We start from the raw sequence: 18,312 nt of genomic DNA on the forward strand, positions 1-18,312 counted from the left end.
CCTTGAAAGCCGGGGGCGTCAAGCCGGGTACAGTGAGGCATGTCCTACCCCCAGAAAATCAACCGCGACACGGTGCTGCAGGCCGCCGTGGCCTACCTCGAGCAGCACGGCATGGAGGCCCTGTCCATGCGCACCCTGGCGGCCGAACTGGGGGTGACGCCCAATGCGCTGTACCGCTACTTCAGCAGCAAGGCAGCGCTGGAATACGCCATGGCCGACGAGGCGGGGCGCCTGCTCTATCAAGCCCTGCAAGCAGCGGCTGGCGGCCAGCCCCCGCTGCCGGCCCTGGGGGCGGTGGGCATGGCCTACCTGCACTTCGCACGCGCCAATCCGGCGCTCTACGCCGTGATGACCAGCCACTGCAAGAGCGAAGAAGAACCGGCCAGCCACGCCCAGATCTGGGACCTGGCGGGCACGCTGCTGGGCAGCGTCTATCAGGGCGATGACCTGGATGACCTGGCCCTGTCGCTGTGGGCCTACCTGCATGGCCTGGCCGAACTGGACCGCGCCAACATGCTGGAGGGGCGTCCCACCGACGCCCTGCTGGCCACCGGCATGAAGGTGTTCCTGGCCGGGTTGACGGCCGCCCCACCGCACCAGGCCCGCAGCGGCCACGCAACATGACACCGCATGGCATGAGCTGATCGGCCCTGTGCTGATCACAGGCCTTTCAAAGTCCGTCCCTAGAGTCGCCGGGCGTCCACCGCAGGATGCCCGGGCAACGCATGGCGGCTGTCTGGGTGGATCGAGGTGGATGAGTCCCCGCTCACCCTCCCGAGACAACACCATGACACAACACGATCGCCGCAGCTTCCTGCGCAACATGGGCAGCGCCGTGGGCGCCAGCGCCGCACTGGCCACCTTCCCGCCCGCCATCCAGCGCGCCCTGGCCATCCCCGCGGCCCAGCGCACCGGCACGATCAACGATGTCGAGCACATCGTGATCCTCACGCAGGAGAACCGCTCCTTCGACCACTACTTCGGCACCCTGCCCGGCGTGCGCGGCTTCGCCGATCCCTTCCCCATCCCCGTGGTGGACCGCACCGGCACCTTCACGCGCAAGACCGTGTTCGTGCAGCCCACCGGCGGTGGCGCCCCCGTGCCCGGCCGCCCGGACTGGGGCAGTGCCCAGCGCGGCATCGCCCCCTTCCACCTCAACACGCAGCAGGATTTCGGCGTGATGCGCGTGGCCGGCACGCCCCACTCCTGGAACGATGCCCAGGCCGCCTGGGACCTGGGCCGGATGAACAACTGGCCCAAGGCCAAGCAGAACCACTCGCTGGGCTACTACAAGGAAGCGGACATTCCCTTCCAGTTCGCCCTGGCGCGCGCCTTCACGCTGTGCGACCACTACCACTGCGCCACGCAGACCGGCACCAACACCAACCGCCTGTTCCTGTGGAGCGGCGGCAACGACCCGCTGGCCGTGGCCGGAGGCCCATCGACCGACAACAGCCACGACTGGTTCAACGAGAACCCCGCCACCGACTACACCTGGACGACCTACCCCGAGCGCCTGCAGGACGCCGGCATCAGCTGGCAGGTCTACCAGAACATGGCCGACAACTTCACCGACAACTCGCTGGCGGGCTTTCGCCCCTTCCGCAACGCCTGGTACCAGCGCCCCGGCTACTCGCAGCAATTGCGCGACCGCGGCGTCTCCACGCGTGATCTGGACAAGCTCAAGGAAGACGTGCTGGCCGGCAAGCTGCCGCAGGTGAGCTGGATCGTGGCCACGGCCGAAGGCTCGGAACACCCCGGCCCTTCCAGCCCGGCCCAGGGCGCCGACTACACCGCCCGCGTGCTCGACGCGCTCACGGCCAACCCCGAGGTCTGGAGCAAGACCGTGCTGTTCATCAACTTCGATGAGAACGACGGCTTCTTCGACCACATGCCGCCGCCGGCCGCACCCGCCATCCTGAGCTACTCGGCCGATGCCGCGCAGACCCAGTTCGCCGGTGCCTCCACCGTGGACACCACGGGCGAGTACCACCACCACCTCAACGGCTCGGCCGCCCAGTACCAGCACCGCAACTACGGCATGGGCCCGCGCGTGCCCATGTATGTGATCTCGCCCTGGACCAAGGGGGGCTGGGTGAACTCGCAGGTGTCGGACCACACCTCGGTGATCCGCTTCATCGAAAGCCGTTTCGGCGTGCAGGAGCCGCTGATCACGCCGTGGCGCCGCGCCGTGAGCAGCGACCTGACCGGCTGCTTCGATTTCGCCACGCCCGAAGACAGCGCCTTTGTGCAGAACCTGCCTGCCACCCAGGCCCGACGCCTGCTGGCCCTGGCCCTGCCCACCACCAAGACGCCGGCCACGCCCAGCACGCTGAGCGCCCCGGTGCAGGCCGCCGGCGTGCGTCCGGCCCGTGCACTGCCCTATGACCTGCACGTGCACGCCACCGCCCAGCCCACCAGCCTGACGCTGCGTTTCCAGAACGACGGCGAGGCCGCCGCGGTGTTCCACGTCTACAACCGCCGCTCGCTGGCCGAGGCTCCGCGCCGCTACACGGTCGAGGCCGGCAAGCACCTCGATGGCGTGTGGACACAGGCCGCAGGCAGCGTCTATGACCTGTGGGTGATCGCCCCCAACGGCCTGCACCGCCATGTCACCGGCACCCTGCCGGCAGCCACCGGCACCGCTGCACGTCCGGAGATCCATCTGAGCAGCGACCGCACCAACGGCGAACTGGTCGTGACCCTGCGCAACGAAGGCGGCAGCGCCTGCACCTTCACGCTGCAGGCCCTGAAGTACGACAACGCCGCCGCCCGTGAGGTCAACTTGCCCGCCCGCAGCACGCAGACCTTGCACCTGCCACTGGCCGAGACCCGGCACTGGTACGACCAGATCGTGCGCGTGAAGAACCTGAGCGGCTGGAGCCGCCGCTTCGCAGGCCACCTGGAAACGGGTGCTCCGTCCATCAGCGACCCTGCCATGCAGGGCGCCGCCCAGTTGGACCAGTTCCAGGTCTGATCGCGCGCCTCACTCATCCCCATTTTTGAAGAAAGCAACACCATGAAGTTCAAGCACTGCCTGGCCCTGGCCGCGGCCACCCTCAGCCTGGCCGCCCAGGCCGCCAGCTACGACACCAACCTGATCGCCAACGGCGGCGCCGAAAGCGGCGCCAGCGGCTGGACGGCCTTCGACGGCTACGACCTGTTCCAGTCCGTGAGCTACGGCAGCAACTGGGTGCTGCCCACCCAGCCCGGCCCCGTGGACCGCGGCGCCAAGATGTTCACCGGCGTGGGCGCGCAAAGCGCCGGCTTCCAGGTCATCGACGTGAGCAGCCTCACCGCCACCGGCGCCCCCGTGGAATACTCGCTCAGCGGCTGGCTGGGCGGCTGGTCCTCACAAGGAGACAACGCACTGCTGTACGTGTCCTTCCTGGACATCACGGGCAGCGAGATCGGCCATGCGTCCATCGGCCCGCTGTCGGCTGCCGACCGCGGCAACCAGACCGGCCTGTTCTACCGTGAAAGCCCGGGCCTGCTGCCTCAGGGCGTGAGCCAGGTGATGTTCTCGCTGTCCATGGAGCGCCTGGGGGGCGGCGACAACGATGGCTATGCCGACAACCTGTCCTTCGTGCTGACCTCGCCGGTGCCTGAAGCAGGCAGCATCGCCTACACCCTGGCAGGCCTCGGCATGCTGGGCCTGGTTGGCCGCCTGCGCCGCCGCGTCTGAGCCACCGGCCCCGGGCCATATGCGGCCGCCGCATGACCTCAAGCTCTTTTCACGCTTGAGGCCCATGCGGCGGCCGCTGCGCTTTCATGCATGATCCCGGGCTGGACCTCAACGAGCCCGACGACCATGATCCAGCCTGCTGACCGCCTTCGAAGTGCACGCCTGGTGTGTGCCACGGCCCTGGCATCCCTGGTGATGCACGGCACTGCCAGCGCGTACGGGGCCAGGGCCAGGGCCACCGCAACGCCAGCCAGCGATGCCGCCAGCGCCGCCGCCACGGCATCATCGCCAGAAGGCGCCAAGGCCCCTGCGTGGCGCCAGTACACCTTCTCGTGGAAGTTCCTGGACGAATCGTCCCTGGCGCCACGTGGCGGCAGCACCACCGGCACATCCGTGCAGCCCGTCACCCGACCCACGGCCGAATGGCAGGCCCTGCAGGCCCCAGGGCTGAGCAAGTTCGAACGTGACCGGCGTGCCATCCTGGCCATGGCGGGCGCCTACCGGGCCAGCTTCGACTTCATCGAGGTGGCCGGCTTCCAGGCCGGCTTCAAACCCGACAAGCCCTACCAGAGCTGGGGCACCGAGAAGGTCTACGTGCTGGAGGACAAGGGCACGTCCATCGTCCTGCAACACCTGCTGGTGATGACGATGGTGGGCGAGGACGGCAAGGTCGAAGGCCCCTTCGTGGTCAAGCACTGGCGCCAGGACTGGCACCACGAGCCCAAGGACCAACTGGTCTACCGCGGCCACAACACGTGGGAGCGCGTGGCCGTGCCCGTGGCCCAGCGCAGGGGCCAGTGGCGCCAGACGGTCTACCAGGTCGATGATTCGCCGCGCTACTCGGGCGTGGCCACCTGGGAGCACCTGGGCAACTACAGTGCCTGGGGCGATACCGATGGCTGGCGCCCCTTGCCGCGCCGCGAGTTCAGCGTGCGTGATGACTACCAAGTGCTGATCGGCAACAACCGCCACATCATCACGCCCACAGGCTGGGTGCATGAGCAGGCGAACCTCAAGGTCAAGCTGAATGCCCAAGGCCGCGTGCTGGCCAAGGACCCGGTGGTGGCCCGCGAACTGGGCTTCAACCGCTACGAGCGCATCGAGGGTTACGACTGGGCCGCAGGTGACCGCTACCTGCAGGCCACCGAGCCGGTGTGGTCGGAAGTGCGCCGCCAGTGGGACCTGCTGATCGCGCGGCCCGGGCTGCTGAGGCTCAAGGGCGCGCCTGACAAGGACAGCCTCTTCGTGCCGCTTTACGAGTATGCAGGCTCGTTCGACGAGCCCGGCACCAAGCTTCCCACGCGCGCCGAAATCCGCCTTCACGTCGAAAAGGCGGTACGCGATTACCTGGCGCCTGCATCCCGTCCCTGAAAGGCGGTTGGCGCAGCGTGAAGCGCGAACCAGACTACAGCGTCGCTGTCAGCAGGCACCTACAAAGCGCGACGCCATCGGACTGCATCTGAACACCGCATAAACCACTATGCTGTGTCACAAGTTGCATCAGGGCGCCGGCCGAGGCCCTGGGCCGTCCATGTCCTGCCTTTGCCACCCCATGTCCATCGCCAAACACCGCGTATCGATTCGCCATGCCCTGCCCCGCGCATGGGCCCTCACCGCCCTGACCTGCGTGGCCACGCCGTGGGTACACGCTCAGAGTCCCGCGCAGAATCCAGCCACCGCCGATCTGCAGGCGTGCCTGAAGCTCACCGAGGACAAAGAGCGGCTGGCTTGCTATGACCGTCAGGCCACCAAGGACACCATCATGGCCCTGCCGGCTTCACCGGTGGCGGCGCAGGCAGAAACACCGCAGCCCGGCCAGCCCGCACAGACCGTGACCGCGCCCCCTGGCGGCACGCCTGCCACGGGAGACACACCGCCCGACGAAGGCTTCCTGTCACGGTTCTGGGAGCTGTCACCGGCCGACAAGCGCGGCACCTTCAACTACACGGCCTATCGGCCCAACTTCTTCCTGCCGATCCGCGGCTTGCGCAAGCTCAACAACGAGCCCAGCAGCCCCACGCGCGGCAAGGCCACCAATCTGCCTCAGTACCAGCACTTCGAGACGAAGCTGCAACTTTCGCTGCGTACCAAGGTGCTGGAAGACTTCCTGCTGCCCAACGCCGACCTGTGGGTGGCCTACACGCAGCAGTCGATCTGGCAGACCTGGAATCACGAGGAATCCTCGCCCTTCCGCAACACGGATTACCAGCCTGAGGTGCTGTATGTGGTGCCCATGCCGATGGGCCTGCAGAACCTGCCCTTTGACTGGAAATGGCGCCTGACCAGTTTCGGTCTGGTGCACCAGTCCAATGGCCAGTCCGATGAGCTGTCACGCAGCTGGAACCGGGCTTACGTGTCGTTCGGCGTGGAGCGCGGCGGCATCAACGCCAACCTGCGTGTGGAAGCCCCACTGGCCAAGAGCAACGACAAGTACGACGACAACCCGGACATCGAGCACTACCTCGGCCATGTGCAGGCCCAGTTGAACTGGTCGCCAGGGCGCTCGATCGCATCGCTGCTGTGGCGCCCATCGCTCAGCGGCCGCGGCTCGGTCGAGTTGAACTGGTCATACCCGGTGAACGCGGAGCGCCCGGATGGGCTGCGCTGGTATGTGCAGGCCTTCCATGGCTATGGCGATACCCTGCTGGACTACAACTTCAAGCAGAGCACCCTGGGCGCAGGCCTGACCATCTTCAAGTTCTGATGGTGGTGGGCCCCGCCGCGCGTGGGGCCCCTGTGACTCAGGCCAGTGCGTCCTCGCCCAATTCGGCCAGCAGCGTCTCCTTGCGGGACACCAGGTCGGCACCCAGCTCGGCCAGATCCACGTCCGACTTCTTCACCTCAGGGAAGAGTTCGGTCTCTTCTTCCTTGACGTGGTGCTCGATGTACTCGCCCAGCACCTTGACCTTGGCGTCGTACAGCTCTTCATCAGGGCTCATGCCTTCGATCTGCGCGATCAGGTCCTTGGCACTGGCGTGCTCCACCTCGGCCTCGTCCAGCAGGTCGCCGTCTTCGATGGCCGCGCGCGCTGCGGGGTAGAAGATCTCTTCCTCGATGGTGGCATGCACCGTCAGCAGCAGGCAGATCTTCTGGGCCAGGGCCTGGCGCTCATCGCCGTCGGCCTCGTCCTTGACCAGCTTCTCGTAGTCCTTGAACAGGGCCTTCACTTCCTTGTGGTCGGCCACCAGCAGCTTGATGGCATCGTCGTGCACGACGGTGCTGCGCTTGGATGCCGGCTTGGCCGTGGTCTTGTGGGCAGCCGTCTTGGCGCTGGCGGTCTTGGGGCTCTTGGTCTTGGTAGCGGTCATGCGGGTTCTCCTGGAAAGTGGAGGCGGCATCAACAAAGGGGGAGTGCGCCGCCGGGCATGACCTCTATGGCAATTGGCGCGCCTGCCTTCCCGGGCACGCGCACCCTGCTGCCCCGGCGCAGGCGGGCGGCAGCCGATACCGGTGTGGCACCGGCCGGTCGGCAACGAATGCAGGGAAGGCACGGCGCCGTTTGCGTCGCGCCCACGTCGTCACTGCGCGTCGGGCACCTGCTCCAGCTCGCTCAGCCAGGTCGTGGCAGCGGCATCGCTGGGCGCACGCCAGTCGCCACGCGGAGAGAGCGATCCGCCCGAGCCCACCTTGGGTGAGTTGGGCACGCACGAGCGCTTGAACTGGTTGGTGAAGAAGCGCTGCAGGAACACGCGCAGATGCTTCTTGATCTCGGCCAGGGTGTACTGGTTGTGCGGCACGCACGGCCCCTGTGGCCAGCGGCCCTGCTCGCGGTCGTGCCAGGCGGTGTACGCCAGGAAGGCCACCTTCGACGGCGCATAGCCATAGCGCACCAGCTGGAACAGGTGGAAATCCTGCAGCTCGTAGGGGCCGATGAAGCTCTCGGTGCTTTGCCCAGGCTGGTCATCCTTGGCCCCGGGCACCAGCTCGGGGCTGATCTCGGTGTCGACGATGGCGTGCAGCACCTCGCTGCCCTGGTCGCCCAGTTGCTGCGTGTCGGCCACCCAGCGCACCAGGTGCTTGATCAGCGTCTTGGGCACGCTGGCGTTCACGTTGTAGTGCGACATGTGGTCGCCCACGCCATAGGTGCACCAGCCCAGCGCCAGTTCGCTCAAGTCGCCGGTGCCCACCACGATGCCATGGTGCAGGTTGGCCAGGCGGAACAGGTGGCTGGTGCGCTCGCCGGCCTGCACGTTCTCGAAGGTCACGTCGTAGACAGGGTTCTCGGGGGTGTGCGGGTGGCCGATGTCTTTGAGCATCTGCTCGCAGCTGGGGCGGATGTCGATCTGCTGCACGGTGCAGCCGATGGCCTGCATCAGGCGCAAGGCCTGGTCCAGCGTGCGCGTGCTGGTGGCAAAGCCCGGCATCGTGATACCCAGGATGTCGCTGCGTGGACGGCCCACCCGGTCCATGGCCTTGGCGCACACCAGCAGCGCGTGCGTGGAATCGAGCCCGCCCGACACGCCGATCACCAGCTTGCCCTGGCCCGCCACGCTCAGGCGCTGCACCAGGGCCTGCACCTGGATGTTGTAGACCTCGTGGCAACGCTCGTCGCGGCGACGGGGATCGGACGGCACGTAGGGAAAGCGCTCCACATGGCGCTGCAAGGGGCGGCGCGCTTCGGGCAGACCCAACGTGAAGTGCACACGGCGAAAGCTGCTCACCTGCGCCTGGTGCAATGCGACCGACTGGCCGAAGCTGGTCTGGCGCATGCGCTCATGGGCCAGGCGCTCCAGGTCCACATCGGCGGTAATCAGGTGGGAGTCGGCGCTGAAGCGCTCGGATTCGGCCAGCAGCTCGCCGTTCTCGCAAACCAGGGCCTGGCCGTCCCAGGCCAGGTCGGTGGTGGATTCGCCCGCGCCAGCCGATGAATACAGGTAGGCCGCCAGGCAGCGTGCCGACTGCATGCTGACCAGCCGCTGGCGGTAATCGGCCTTGCCCACGGTGATGTTGGAGGCAGACAGGTTCACCAGCACGGTGGCCCCGGCCAGCGCCGCGAACGAGGATGGCGGGATCGGCACCCACAGGTCTTCGCAGATCTCGACGTGGAACACCAGGCGCGAGACGTCATCGCATTCGAACAACAGGCTGCCGAACGGCACCTGGTGGCCCAGCAGCGAGATCTCCGTGCGCAGCGCGGTGGGCGCGGCATTGAACTGGCGCGCCTCGTAGAACTCGGCGTAATTGGGCAGGAAGGTCTTGGGCACCACGCCCAGCACCTGGCCGCCCTGCACCACCACCGCACAGTTGAACAGGCGGTCGTCCACGCGCAAGGGCAGGCCCACCACGGCCGTGATCGGCAGCGTGGCTGACGCCGCCGCCACCTGGCCCAGGGCCGCTTCGCAGGCATCCAGCAGGGCATGCTGGTGGAACAGGTCATCGCAGGTGTAGCCCGACAGGCCCAGCTCTGGAAAGGCCACCAGGGCCGCGCCCCGCACCGCCGCCGCCTGCATCAGCTCGATGGTCTGCGTGGCGTTCCAGGCCGGATCCGCCACGCGGATGGCCGGCACGGCCACCGCCACGCGGGCATAACCATGGGTGTACAGGTCGAAGAAGTCTTGGGAGGCGTTCGTCATGCCCTTCATTGTGCCCGGCGCGAGAGCCCCTGGGCACCCTGGGCCTCAGGCCTGCATTCCTGTGTTCGCAGGCGGGGCTTGCCGCGCCGCTACCATGGCCTGTCAGCTTGACGCCACCCCGGAGGGCCGCCCGTCCATGGAGTTCCACGACTACTACGCTTGGCTGGGTGTTGCCCGCCAAGCCACGCCCGACGAGATCAAGAAGGCCTACCGGGGCCAGGCCCGTCGTTTCCATCCAGACCTCAGCAAGGCGCCCGAATCCGAGCAGCGCATGCGCGAGATCAACGAGGCCTACGTGGTGCTGTCCGACCCGGACAAGCGCGCCGCCTACGACAAGCTCGCCGAGCAGCGCCAGGCAGGCGCTGCAGGCCCGCGCCAGGCCCCCTTCGGCAAGGAGGCTGCGCGCCCCAAGAGCCCGGCCGAGGCCGCCCAGGCCTATGCCGAGACGGCCGCGCACACCAGCGCCAGCAGCAGCACCGGCCCCGGCACGGCAGACACCAGCGGGTTCAGCGATTTCTTCAGCGACCTGTTCGGCCGCATGGGCGTGGGTGCCCGCGGCAAGTCGACAGCGCAGGCACGGGGTGAAGACCAGCAAGCCACCGTGGCGCTGGACCTGGCGGACATCTGGAGCGGTGCCCTGCGCACCATCACGCTCAAGTCACCCCACTTCGACGCCCAGGGCCATGCCTCGGTGGGCCAACGCAAGCTGCAGGTCAAGATTCCGGCCGGCGTGCGCCCCGGCCAGACCCTGCGCCTGGCCGGCCAGGGCGCACCCGGGGGCCAGGGCGCCGCGGCGGGCGACCTGCTGCTGGAGATCCAGGTCAAGCCGCATCCGGACTTCAAGCTCGACGGCGCCAACCTGCTGGCCGAGCTGCCGGTGGCCCCCTGGGAAGCCGCGCTGGGCGCCGTGGTGCCGGTGGCCCTGCCCCATGGCCCGGGGCTGAGCGTGCGCGTGCCTGCGGGCGCCCAGAGCGGCCAATCGCTCACGGTGCGCGGCAAGGGCCTGCCCTCGCCCACGCCCGGCGATCTGGAGCTCAAGCTGCGCGTGGTGCTGCCCAGCGCGCACGACCCGCGCGCCAGGCGCCTGTACGAGCAGATGGCCACCGAGCTGAAGGACGAGTTCGACGCCCGCAAGGTGGCTGCCTCGGAGGCCGACTGGCGGCCACAGGAGGAACCGCGATGAACACGACCGAACAGCTTGTCGAGGCCACGCTGGATGACCTCTGGTTCGACCTGGAGGACCTGTGCCGCCTGGGCGTGGTCGAGGCCTGCTGGCTGGAAGAGCGCCTGACCAACGGCCTGGTCATCGCCTGCGAGGACGCGCCCGACACCACGCGCTGCTACAACCACATCACGCTGACACGGGTGCGGCGGCTGGCCGCCCTGGAGCGGGATTTCGAGGCCGTGCCGGAGCTGGCGGCGCTGGTGGCCGACATGGAATGCGAGATCCAGCGGCTCAAGGAACGGCTCCAGTGCCTGGAAGACTGAGCTCCGCCAGGTGCCACCGGCCTAGCGCTCGGTCCTGGGCTTTTCCTTGACATAGCGTGCCAGCACCGCGTCGTCCACCTTGTAGCCGCTGACGCCCATGTAGGAATCGCCCCGGAAGGTCTTGAGCGTGCCCGTGACCCACACCGTGTCCATCGACGCAAAGCCCTTGGCCGGCTTGCCCAGGATGACGTGGATGATCTGGTTGGCGGGCGGCGGCGGCGAGTGGATGCAGGCGCCGTAGTAGGGCACCAGCAGCATCTCCTTGAGGCCCGCCTTGCCCTCTTCCAGCGGCACCACGTAGCCGGGGATGCGGCCCTTCACGCCGTCCATGTCCTGGTTGACCGGCGCGTTGTCCCACACTTCACGCATCTGCTTGAGCATCTGCAGCATGCGCGGATCGCTGTCGCTGATGATGTCGAAGTTCTGGTCGCCCAGCCGCTTGCGCACCTCGTCGGTCGGGTCCCAGCCCTTGGGCACCAGGTCGGACCACTTGATGTGCGGCAAGGCTTTCTGGCCCGTGTCCTTTGACCAGGCCGACGCCGCGGCCCAAGGGCCGATGGACAGCGTCGCGCTCGTGACCGCGAGCAGTGAGCGGCGTGTGATCCGGGCGGTACAGAGGATGTCGGGGGCTGTCATGCGGTGCATTCCTTGTGATCATGTCTTCGGGCTGAGCCCATCGGCCAGTGACAGCCGGTAGGCACGCCATGCCGGCAGCAGGCTGGCGATCAGGCCGGCGGCCACCAGGCCTGCCATCAAGCAGGCCTGCCCTTCCGTGGGCCAGCCTACGTGCAAGCGGATGCCCCAGCGCGTGAGCGCCCAATCCTGGCAGGCCAGCAGGCCCAGCCAAGAGGCCAGCCAGCCCAGCGCCACGCCGGCGACGGACAACGCCGAGCCCTCCAGCAGCAGCAGGGCCAGCACGGTGCGGGGCGAAGCCCCCACGGCCCGCAGGATGGCCAGCTCGCGCCGCCGCTCGCTGAGCCCGGCCAGCATCGTGGCCACCAGGCCCGAGAAGCTGACCAGCGCCACCAGGGCCGTGATGGCCAGCAGGGCTTTTTCAGCGGCGCTGACCACCTGCCACAGCTCGTCCAGCGCCACCCCGGGCAGGATGGCCATCAGCGGCTCCTTCTCGTAGTCGGCCAGCCAGCGCTGCACGGCGAACACGGCCGTGCGGCTCTTGAGCCCCACCATCACGGCCGTGACCTCGCGCGGGCGCAGCAGCTCGGGCGTGAGCGCCTGGCTGTCGACGTGGACGCCGGGCATGGGGGCACCGCCCATCCAGTCGAGGTGCAGCGCCTGCATGGCCTCCAGGCTGATGTGGATGGAACGGTCCACCGGCGTGCCGGTGGGCGCCAGGATGCCCACCACCGTGAAAGGCCTGTCGGCGTGGTCGTTGCCTTCCAGCGCGCCATCGCCATGCGACAACACCACGCGTGCGCCGAGCCGATGGCCGAGCTGGCGCGCCACATCGGCCCCGATCACGGCATCGAACAAGCCTTGGAACGGGCGCCCCTCGGCCAGCACCAGGGCCTGGCCATCGCCATAGGCAAAGTGCTGGAAATACGCCGCGCTGGTGGCCACCACCGGGAAGCCCTGGTGCGAATCACCCAGCGAGATCGGCACCACCCACCGCACGGCCCGGTGGGCCGCCAGGGCTTCGACGCTGTCCCAGCGCATGTTGTTGGTGGCCTGGCCGATGCGAAACACGCTGTAGAGCAGCAACTGGGTGCTGCCCGTGCGGGGGCCGACGATCAGATCGGTGCCCGACACCGCCTGGGAGAAGCCTTCACGGACATCGCCGCGGATCTGTTCGATGCTGGCCAGCAGGAAGGCCGACAGGGCGATGGACACCAGGGTGATCGACAGCACGAAGCGCCGGTGCCAGGCGCTGGCCAGCGCGAGCCTCCAAAGGCCGTTCATGCGTGAGCCTCCACCAGGTCCTGCCAGGCCAGGCTGCGCTGGAAGTGCCGCGCCAGGCGCTGGTCATGGCTCACGAAGACCACGGCGGCCCGGGCATCCTGGCAGGCCTGCAGAAAGGTGTCCATGAAGGCGTCTCGCGTGGCTTCGTCCAGGGCCGAGGTGGGTTCGTCGGCCACCACCAGCGCCGGGCGGCCGATCAAGGCCCGGGCAGCGGCCACGCGCTGCTGCTGCCCGACCGACAACTGCGCACTGGGTGCCTGCCAGGTGGCCTGCGGCAACTGCATGCGGGCCAGCAGCCCGCAGGCCTCGGCCTGAGGCCCGCCCTGGGCCTCGCTGCCGTGGCGACGCCGGGCCGAGAAGCGGCCGGGCAGCAGCACATTGTCCAGTGGCGACAGGTAAGGCAGCAGGTTGAACTGCTGGAAGATGTAGCCGATGTGGTCGGCCCGCCAGGCATCCTTGTGGTGGCCGGACAGGCTGCGCCAATCGGTGCCCTGCACGCGCACCTGGCCGCTGCGGGCAGGCGTGATGCCGCACAGCAGGGACAGCAAGGTGCTCTTGCCGCACCCGCTGGGGCCGTGGATGAACAGAGATTCGCCGACATCCAGGGTCAGCGCGGCCAGGCGGAGCAAGGCGGGTTGTGCCGGCGACCAGCCATGCTCCAGGCCTTCGATCTGGAGCACCGGCGCATTCGCACCGGCCTGCGGCATCTGCATCACCGGCGAGGCCCCAGGTTGACGACGTCTTGCGGACGCTTCAGCATCTGCCGGCCCTGCTTGCCGCCCACCGCCCACTGCACCTCGATGACCCGGGCATGGGCGCTGGCTTCAAAGAAGCCGACGTTCAGGCGGCGCAAGGCCGAGGGCTGGGCACAACGGAACACCCATTGGCCCTCCAGGTCGGCATGTCCGTCTTGTGCCGTGGCGTGGCCAGGGCTTGACCCCCAACCCAGCACCGGTGCACTCAGCTCCGCATGGGTCAGGACACACCGCGCCTCGGGATCGAGGCGCAGCAGCGTGCCGCCATCGCGCAGCCTGGCAGACCAGTCGGCTGCCAGCGCCTTCTCTGTCGGGGTTCTGGGCTGGCGCTCGAAACCCAGCAGGCTTTCGAGCGGCGCGTGGATGTCGATCACCAGTTCGCTGCCCTCCAGGGCCACGCCCAACTGGATCCGGCCATGCACGTGTGCCTGCTGGTGCGCCTGCGCGGCGGCCATGCACGACAGGAACATCACCAGGGCATGCAGGCCCCTGCGCTTGGGTCTCGGTTGGGTCATGTGTCGGCTTGTCTGAGGCAGTGCAGTGGGTGAAGACGGGATGGATCCCACTGCGCCGGCTGGGTTCAATGTGCGGTGCACAAGCATAGGTGCCATCTGCCTTAACAAGCCTCATGGCACACCATCCATAACAAACCGGCCCGCAGGGTGATTTATGCACACTTGTGCATTAATTGCCTAGAATCGCGTCCTCCACAGCATCCGGGATCACCCCTTGAGCCATCAACGCACCCAGGCCACGGAAACGGGCGTCGTGTTCCCCATGGGCGAAGGCAGCCAGCTTCGCACCTCGACGTCCACCGCCAGGAAGGTGCTGGCCGCCGCCCTGGGCCCGCTCGATGCCCAGGCCGCTGCCCAGGTGCAGGGCGAGGCGCAATGGCGCCTGAACTACCCCGGCTATTTCCGGCAGCTGGTGCAAGGCGCGCTGAGCCAGCCGGACCAGGCCGTTCCCAGTGCCCGTCGTGGCCTGGACGCCGCCATGGACGCCCTGTGCTGGGCTGTCGAGGGGCAGGACATCCCTTTGAGTGCGATGGTGGCACAGCTGACCCATAAGCCCACGCCGCGCGCCACACCCGCGTTCGAGACCAGGACGCTCACTGGCCGACATGGCCCCGCCGAAATCTCACACCCCTTGGCGATCCCGTACAAGGGCAAGCTGCTGTGTGGCCAGGCCTTGGCCGAGCAGGCGCGGGCGTGGGCGGTGCGGGGCATCATCGAAGCGAGCGCGGCGCAGGCCCTCATCCGCTGCGTCGACAACCCGCAATGGTTCGACCTGTCGGACAGGACGCTGGTGCTGCTGGGGGCCGCCAGCGAGGCCGGGCCCTTGAGGACGCTCTCCCGCTGGCACGCCAACATCGTCGCGGTGGACCTGCCTCGTCCCGAGGCGTGGAAGCGCATCGCTGCCATCGTGGAAGGGGGCAACTCGGTGGTCCATGTGCCGCTGATGGCGTCCAACCCCTCGGCAGACTGGACAGCGCGCGCCGGCGCCGACCTGCTCAAGGAGCTGCCGCAGATCACCACCTGGATACGCGGCTTCAAGGGCCCGCTCGACGTCGCCGCCCACGCCTATGCCGACGGCGAGCGGCATGTGCGCCTGGCCGCCGCGATGGACGTGATCCAGGCCGTGGCCTGCCATGACCACCAGGATTCGACGCTCGCGTTCATGGCCACGCCCACGGATGTGTACGCCATCCCGCAGTCCACGGCCGCCGCCTCGATGGACAACTTCCGCAATCGCCCCTGGCTGTCCAAGGTGCTGCAGGCCCAGCTGTCGCTCTTCACGGGCAAGCGCTTCTTCCAGCCCAACATCGACGCGCTGGTGCAGACGCCGACCAACGCCAAGTACGCGGTGGTGGACGGGCTGGTGATCCAACAAGGGCCCAACTATGCACTGGCCAAGCGCCTTCAGCAGTGGCGTGGCCTGGTGGCCCGCGCATCAGGGCATCAGGTGTCCCTCAACGTGGCGCCGCCCACCGAGACCTCATCCGTGCTGAGCAACCGGGCCATCGCGGCGGGCTACCGCGCGGCGGATGTGTTCGGCGTCGAGGTGTTCCAGCCCGAGACCACCACGGCGCTGATGGCCGCCCTGTGGGTGCATGATCTGCGCACCGGCAACGAGACCGACCACGCCAGCGCACCCTCGGCCCACCCGCTGGACCTGATCGCGCAAGGCGCCTGCCATGGCGGGTTCTGGGGCGTGGGCTACCGGCCCCGCACCGCCCTGCCCTTTGTGGCCGGGCTGGGCTTGCTGCGCGGGGTGGTGGCCTCGATCAAGCGTGCGCTCAAACGTCGGCGCTTCAGCGGTAAAGCCGTGCGCGTGCCCGCGGCGTCATGAAGAACCTGGCCTGCGCCAGGTACAACGCCACGTAGGCCACGAGCTCACAGAACTCTTCGATCACCTGGCACTGCACTTCCGGCAGGTTGAGGTGGCCTGCCACGTGCAGATGGCCTTCGGCATAGGTCGATCCCAAAGCGGCCAGGATCATGAGGCCCGCCTCGACGCAAGGGAAGCTGCCCTGGCGCACCTGCTGAATCAACAAGCCGAAGAGTCGCCCCAGCACAAACAGCAGCACGCTGGCCAGCACCGCCAGCACCACCAGCGTGTCGACCAGGCCGTGGTAGGGCAGCAACCTGGCCGAGAAGGCCGGGCCTGTCTCCGTCATCGCCGTGGGTGTCAGGAAGACGGCACCCCAGCTCAACTCTCGCGCCGCGGCGACCGTCCATATCAGCATGGCGCCCAGGGCCACACGCTGTGAGTCCCGGTGGCGGCCTTTCTGACTGAAGACGATGCTGGTCAGCAGGCCGCCCAGCAGCACCACGACCTGCAGGTTCTCGAGCACGCCGTTTTCCCAACCCCAGGTGGCCGGGATGACGAACGACAGTGGATAGGAGGACAACAAGAGCAGGACCGCGAGGTAGCGGCCGGCGTTGAGCCAGGAAAGATCAGGGTGTCCGGACAGGGAGAGATCGCCCATGGCCGAACCGGAACTGCTGCGGAGGAACTTCATGACTTCAAGTGAACCGTCCGGAAAGCAGGAGGCACGATGGCATCCACATCCTCGACGAAGCATGGAAGTTTAGAACGCTTACGCCGCGGCGCAGCCTATGTCTGAAACACCTCTCCGCGACTTGGCGCCTGAGCTCAGGGGGACCGTGCCTCCATGGTCGCCTTTGCGGGCTCAGATGTGCCTCCAAACGCTGGTAACTTGGTGGCCATCTCATTCAAGGCTCAGTACTTCTTGGAACTTCGAACACGACCGACGCAGACAGAGCTCGCTCTCATGGCCAACAAGCAGGTAGAGACGGGCGAAAATCACTGCAGACGAATCGGCTGCCTGACGAAGCGCTTTGGCTACTGGTGATTCACATCGCTTATCCGGCAGCCACTGACTTTCCCACATAGGAATACATGCCTGACCCCAAGGACAAGTCGAGCAAGGTGACCATTGGCGAATGGTTCTTGCTGGCCATTTCGGTGTTTTTCACAGTGCTTCCGCTGCTGTTCATTCGCACGGACTTTCGCGAGAGCATGGTCATGTTGGCCATGTTTGGCTCAGCCTTGCTCATCAACATCCACATCATCCGGCGCAAGTTTCGGCTTAAGAAGCTGGCTCGCATATCCGTGAAAGCGGTGGGAGGCGTACCAATCCGTCCGTCTAGAACTCGACTGGCTCAAATGAGCGTGGGCCTTCTGGTTGTTGGTACCATCTTTGTCCTGTGCGGCAAGCAGAACGACATGGTCTTCCGCGCCATCGCGTGGCTCATCGTCGGCATGGGAGCAATCTTGCTCGTCGCCCTGCTGACAGGACTGTTGCCTGCTGAATTCATTCAGTTCGAGCCCGAAGGGTTTGCTCTTGGGCGGCGTAGTGGCAAAGCGCTCGTGCCTTGGGACGCCATCAGGCACATGTCCGCTGGCGAGGTCCACGGCAATCAAGCTGTCTTCCTCTGGTTCAACCAAGAGGCTGTCACAGCCACCCCTGAGACCTACCTTCCTAAGGTGCATAAGGCAATGGCGTCCTCCAGGGACTGGTTGGGCGCGGACTTCGTTGTCATGAGCTCTGTCTACAACATTGATGCTCCGGTCCTGCTTGCTACGCTGGAGCGCTATGTCAATCAGCCCGACTGTAGAGCCGAACTGGAGGGCCAAATCAAATTAGCAGGACGCCGGCCTTCCGCTTAGAGGGCCACACGGCAAGAACGAGCCTTGCTGCAACATGCCCCGCACCATCTCGCCTTCGGTGATGCGCCCCCAATCCTCAGCCTCAGGCTTGAGGCGGAAGGTCTTGGTGGTGGGGAAGCCGGTCCTGCGGATGACAGCAGCTTTGCTCAACTCAGCCACCCTGATAAACCATGGTTGGCCAAACTTGACTGGCGTATCCAAGTGCTTGATTTCACTTGTCTTTTCGATGCTCTCTATTTAAGCAGAAGCGCCATTTGGACAGAGCACATGCATGCAAACCGGCTCACGCCCCTTCCAATCTGAGTCGTGGCGGTACAAGCAACCTGGACAATCCCATCTGCCGGCTCCAATCACCTCATTGCGACCTCTGGTGAGATGGCGCTCAAGACCCGCCCCAGATGACCGTAAATGACACCAAGATATAAACATGGGAAGGACGCCGCGCCATGCCGATTTCACCCTCTTACCCACGGTTCCGGACGACTGACAGGCAACCGCTTACCGGCGAACAGCTAGCGGCCGCGCAACGAGCCTATGAAGGCGCGGGCTCAGTCGGACTGACCTTCGACGACAGCGTCGAGCCGCAATTCGAAGTTTTGAGGTCCGCCAAGGAGCAGGAAGAGTTCGACTACACCGTAGCGCTGAACCACCGCCAGCTTCCCATGCACGCGGCCAACACCAGCCTCGTGACCATCTAGGA

At 66.9% G+C, this 18,312-nt stretch carries 18 protein-coding genes; 11 read left to right on the top strand and 7 right to left on the bottom strand.

The features are described 5' to 3' along the window. Nucleotides 1–39 precede the first annotated feature (39 nt). From EIP75_RS03645 to EIP75_RS03665, 5 genes are all read left to right on the top strand, one after another. Complete coding sequence (locus tag EIP75_RS03645; protein WP_125241869.1) at nucleotides 40–624, top strand: TetR/AcrR family transcriptional regulator; 585 nt, start codon at nucleotides 40–42, stop codon at nucleotides 622–624. Nucleotides 625–787: 163 nt separating this feature from the next. After that, nucleotides 788–2,977, top strand: a complete 2,190-nt coding sequence (locus tag EIP75_RS03650) for a phosphocholine-specific phospholipase C (RefSeq protein WP_125241870.1) — start codon at nucleotides 788–790, stop codon at nucleotides 2,975–2,977. 42 nt (nucleotides 2,978–3,019) lie between these two features. Then, complete coding sequence (locus tag EIP75_RS03655; protein ID WP_199758479.1) at nucleotides 3,020–3,685, top strand: PEP-CTERM sorting domain-containing protein; 666 nt, start codon at nucleotides 3,020–3,022, stop codon at nucleotides 3,683–3,685. 126 nt (nucleotides 3,686–3,811) lie between these two features. Next, the gene (locus EIP75_RS03660; protein WP_233584657.1) at nucleotides 3,812–5,056 is read left to right on the top strand and encodes a DUF6607 family protein; all 1,245 of its coding nucleotides are present in this window, start codon (nucleotides 3,812–3,814) and stop codon (nucleotides 5,054–5,056) included. A gap of 181 nt (nucleotides 5,057–5,237) precedes the next feature. Continuing rightward, a complete protein-coding gene (locus tag EIP75_RS03665) occupies nucleotides 5,238–6,389 on the top strand; it encodes a phospholipase A (RefSeq protein ID WP_158622731.1) in 1,152 nt (383 codons plus the stop codon). Nucleotides 6,390–6,426: 37 nt separating this feature from the next. Here the strand turns inward: EIP75_RS03665 and EIP75_RS03670 are convergent, their stop codons facing one another. Further along, nucleotides 6,427–6,993 (bottom strand): hemerythrin domain-containing protein, encoded by a 567-nt coding sequence (locus EIP75_RS03670; protein WP_125241872.1) that lies wholly within the window; start codon nucleotides 6,991–6,993, stop codon nucleotides 6,427–6,429. Nucleotides 6,994–7,203: 210 nt separating this feature from the next. Next, nucleotides 7,204–9,258 (bottom strand): NAD(+) synthase, encoded by a 2,055-nt coding sequence (locus tag EIP75_RS03675; RefSeq protein ID WP_125241873.1) that lies wholly within the window; start codon nucleotides 9,256–9,258, stop codon nucleotides 7,204–7,206. A 94-nt stretch (nucleotides 9,259–9,352) separates the two neighbouring features. Here EIP75_RS03675 and EIP75_RS03680 point away from each other — a divergent pair, with 94 nt between their 5' ends. Both EIP75_RS03680 and EIP75_RS03685 read left to right on the top strand, forming a co-directional pair. Then, a complete protein-coding gene (locus EIP75_RS03680; RefSeq protein ID WP_338014895.1) occupies nucleotides 9,353–10,441 on the top strand; it encodes a DnaJ C-terminal domain-containing protein in 1,089 nt (362 codons plus the stop codon). After that, on the top strand, nucleotides 10,438–10,746 hold the full coding sequence (locus tag EIP75_RS03685; RefSeq protein WP_125241874.1) for a MerR family transcriptional regulator: 309 nt from the start codon (nucleotides 10,438–10,440) through the stop codon (nucleotides 10,744–10,746). Before EIP75_RS03680 ends, EIP75_RS03685 begins: the two co-directional genes overlap by 4 nt. A gap of 21 nt (nucleotides 10,747–10,767) precedes the next feature. Here EIP75_RS03685 and EIP75_RS03690 read toward each other — a convergent pair whose 3' ends face one another. Genes EIP75_RS03690 through EIP75_RS03705 form a run of 4 tightly spaced genes read right to left on the bottom strand, consistent with a single transcriptional unit; the run spans nucleotide 10,768 to nucleotide 13,933 of the window. After that, nucleotides 10,768–11,382, bottom strand: coding sequence for a DUF3299 domain-containing protein (locus tag EIP75_RS03690; RefSeq protein WP_125241875.1), 615 nt, complete (start codon nucleotides 11,380–11,382; stop codon nucleotides 10,768–10,770). An 18-nt stretch (nucleotides 11,383–11,400) separates the two neighbouring features. Further along, nucleotides 11,401–12,663 carry an ABC transporter permease gene (locus tag EIP75_RS03695; RefSeq protein WP_125241876.1) on the bottom strand — a complete coding sequence of 421 codons (1,263 nt, stop codon included), beginning with the start codon at nucleotides 12,661–12,663 and terminating at the stop codon, nucleotides 11,401–11,403. Further along, the gene (locus tag EIP75_RS03700) at nucleotides 12,660–13,376 is read right to left on the bottom strand and encodes an ATP-binding cassette domain-containing protein (RefSeq protein WP_233584658.1); all 717 of its coding nucleotides are present in this window, start codon (nucleotides 13,374–13,376) and stop codon (nucleotides 12,660–12,662) included. The genes EIP75_RS03695 and EIP75_RS03700 overlap by 4 nt, the downstream gene beginning before the upstream one ends. Beyond that, nucleotides 13,376–13,933, bottom strand: a complete 558-nt coding sequence (locus tag EIP75_RS03705) for a ZrgA family zinc uptake protein (protein ID WP_158622732.1) — start codon at nucleotides 13,931–13,933, stop codon at nucleotides 13,376–13,378. Before EIP75_RS03705 ends, EIP75_RS03700 begins: the two co-directional genes overlap by 1 nt. Before the next feature lie 214 nt (nucleotides 13,934–14,147). On the opposite strand from EIP75_RS03705, the gene EIP75_RS03710 reads away from it, so the two are divergent. Further along, a complete protein-coding gene (locus EIP75_RS03710) occupies nucleotides 14,148–15,767 on the top strand; it encodes a hypothetical protein (protein WP_125241878.1) in 1,620 nt (539 codons plus the stop codon). Here EIP75_RS03710 and EIP75_RS03715 read toward each other — a convergent pair. Next, complete coding sequence (locus EIP75_RS03715) at nucleotides 15,730–16,440, bottom strand: hypothetical protein (RefSeq protein WP_125241879.1); 711 nt, start codon at nucleotides 16,438–16,440, stop codon at nucleotides 15,730–15,732. The two genes, EIP75_RS03710 and EIP75_RS03715, sit on opposite strands and share 38 nt — an antisense overlap. A gap of 401 nt (nucleotides 16,441–16,841) precedes the next feature. Between EIP75_RS03715 and EIP75_RS03720 the strand changes: the two genes are divergently transcribed. From EIP75_RS03720 to EIP75_RS03730, 3 genes are all read left to right on the top strand, one after another. Further along, nucleotides 16,842–17,612 carry a hypothetical protein gene (locus EIP75_RS03720; RefSeq protein WP_125241880.1) on the top strand — a complete coding sequence of 257 codons (771 nt, stop codon included), beginning with the start codon at nucleotides 16,842–16,844 and terminating at the stop codon, nucleotides 17,610–17,612. Nucleotides 17,613–17,636: 24 nt separating this feature from the next. Then, nucleotides 17,637–17,915 (top strand): hypothetical protein, encoded by a 279-nt coding sequence (locus EIP75_RS24030; protein WP_158622733.1) that lies wholly within the window; start codon nucleotides 17,637–17,639, stop codon nucleotides 17,913–17,915. A 143-nt stretch (nucleotides 17,916–18,058) separates the two neighbouring features. After that, a complete protein-coding gene (locus EIP75_RS03730) occupies nucleotides 18,059–18,310 on the top strand; it encodes a hypothetical protein (RefSeq protein ID WP_125241882.1) in 252 nt (83 codons plus the stop codon). Nucleotides 18,311–18,312: the final 2 nt, after the last annotated feature.

Origin of the sequence: Aquabacterium soli, from assembly GCF_003933735.1 — a bacterium.
GTDB lineage: Bacteria > Pseudomonadota > Gammaproteobacteria > Burkholderiales > Burkholderiaceae_C > Aquabacterium > Aquabacterium soli.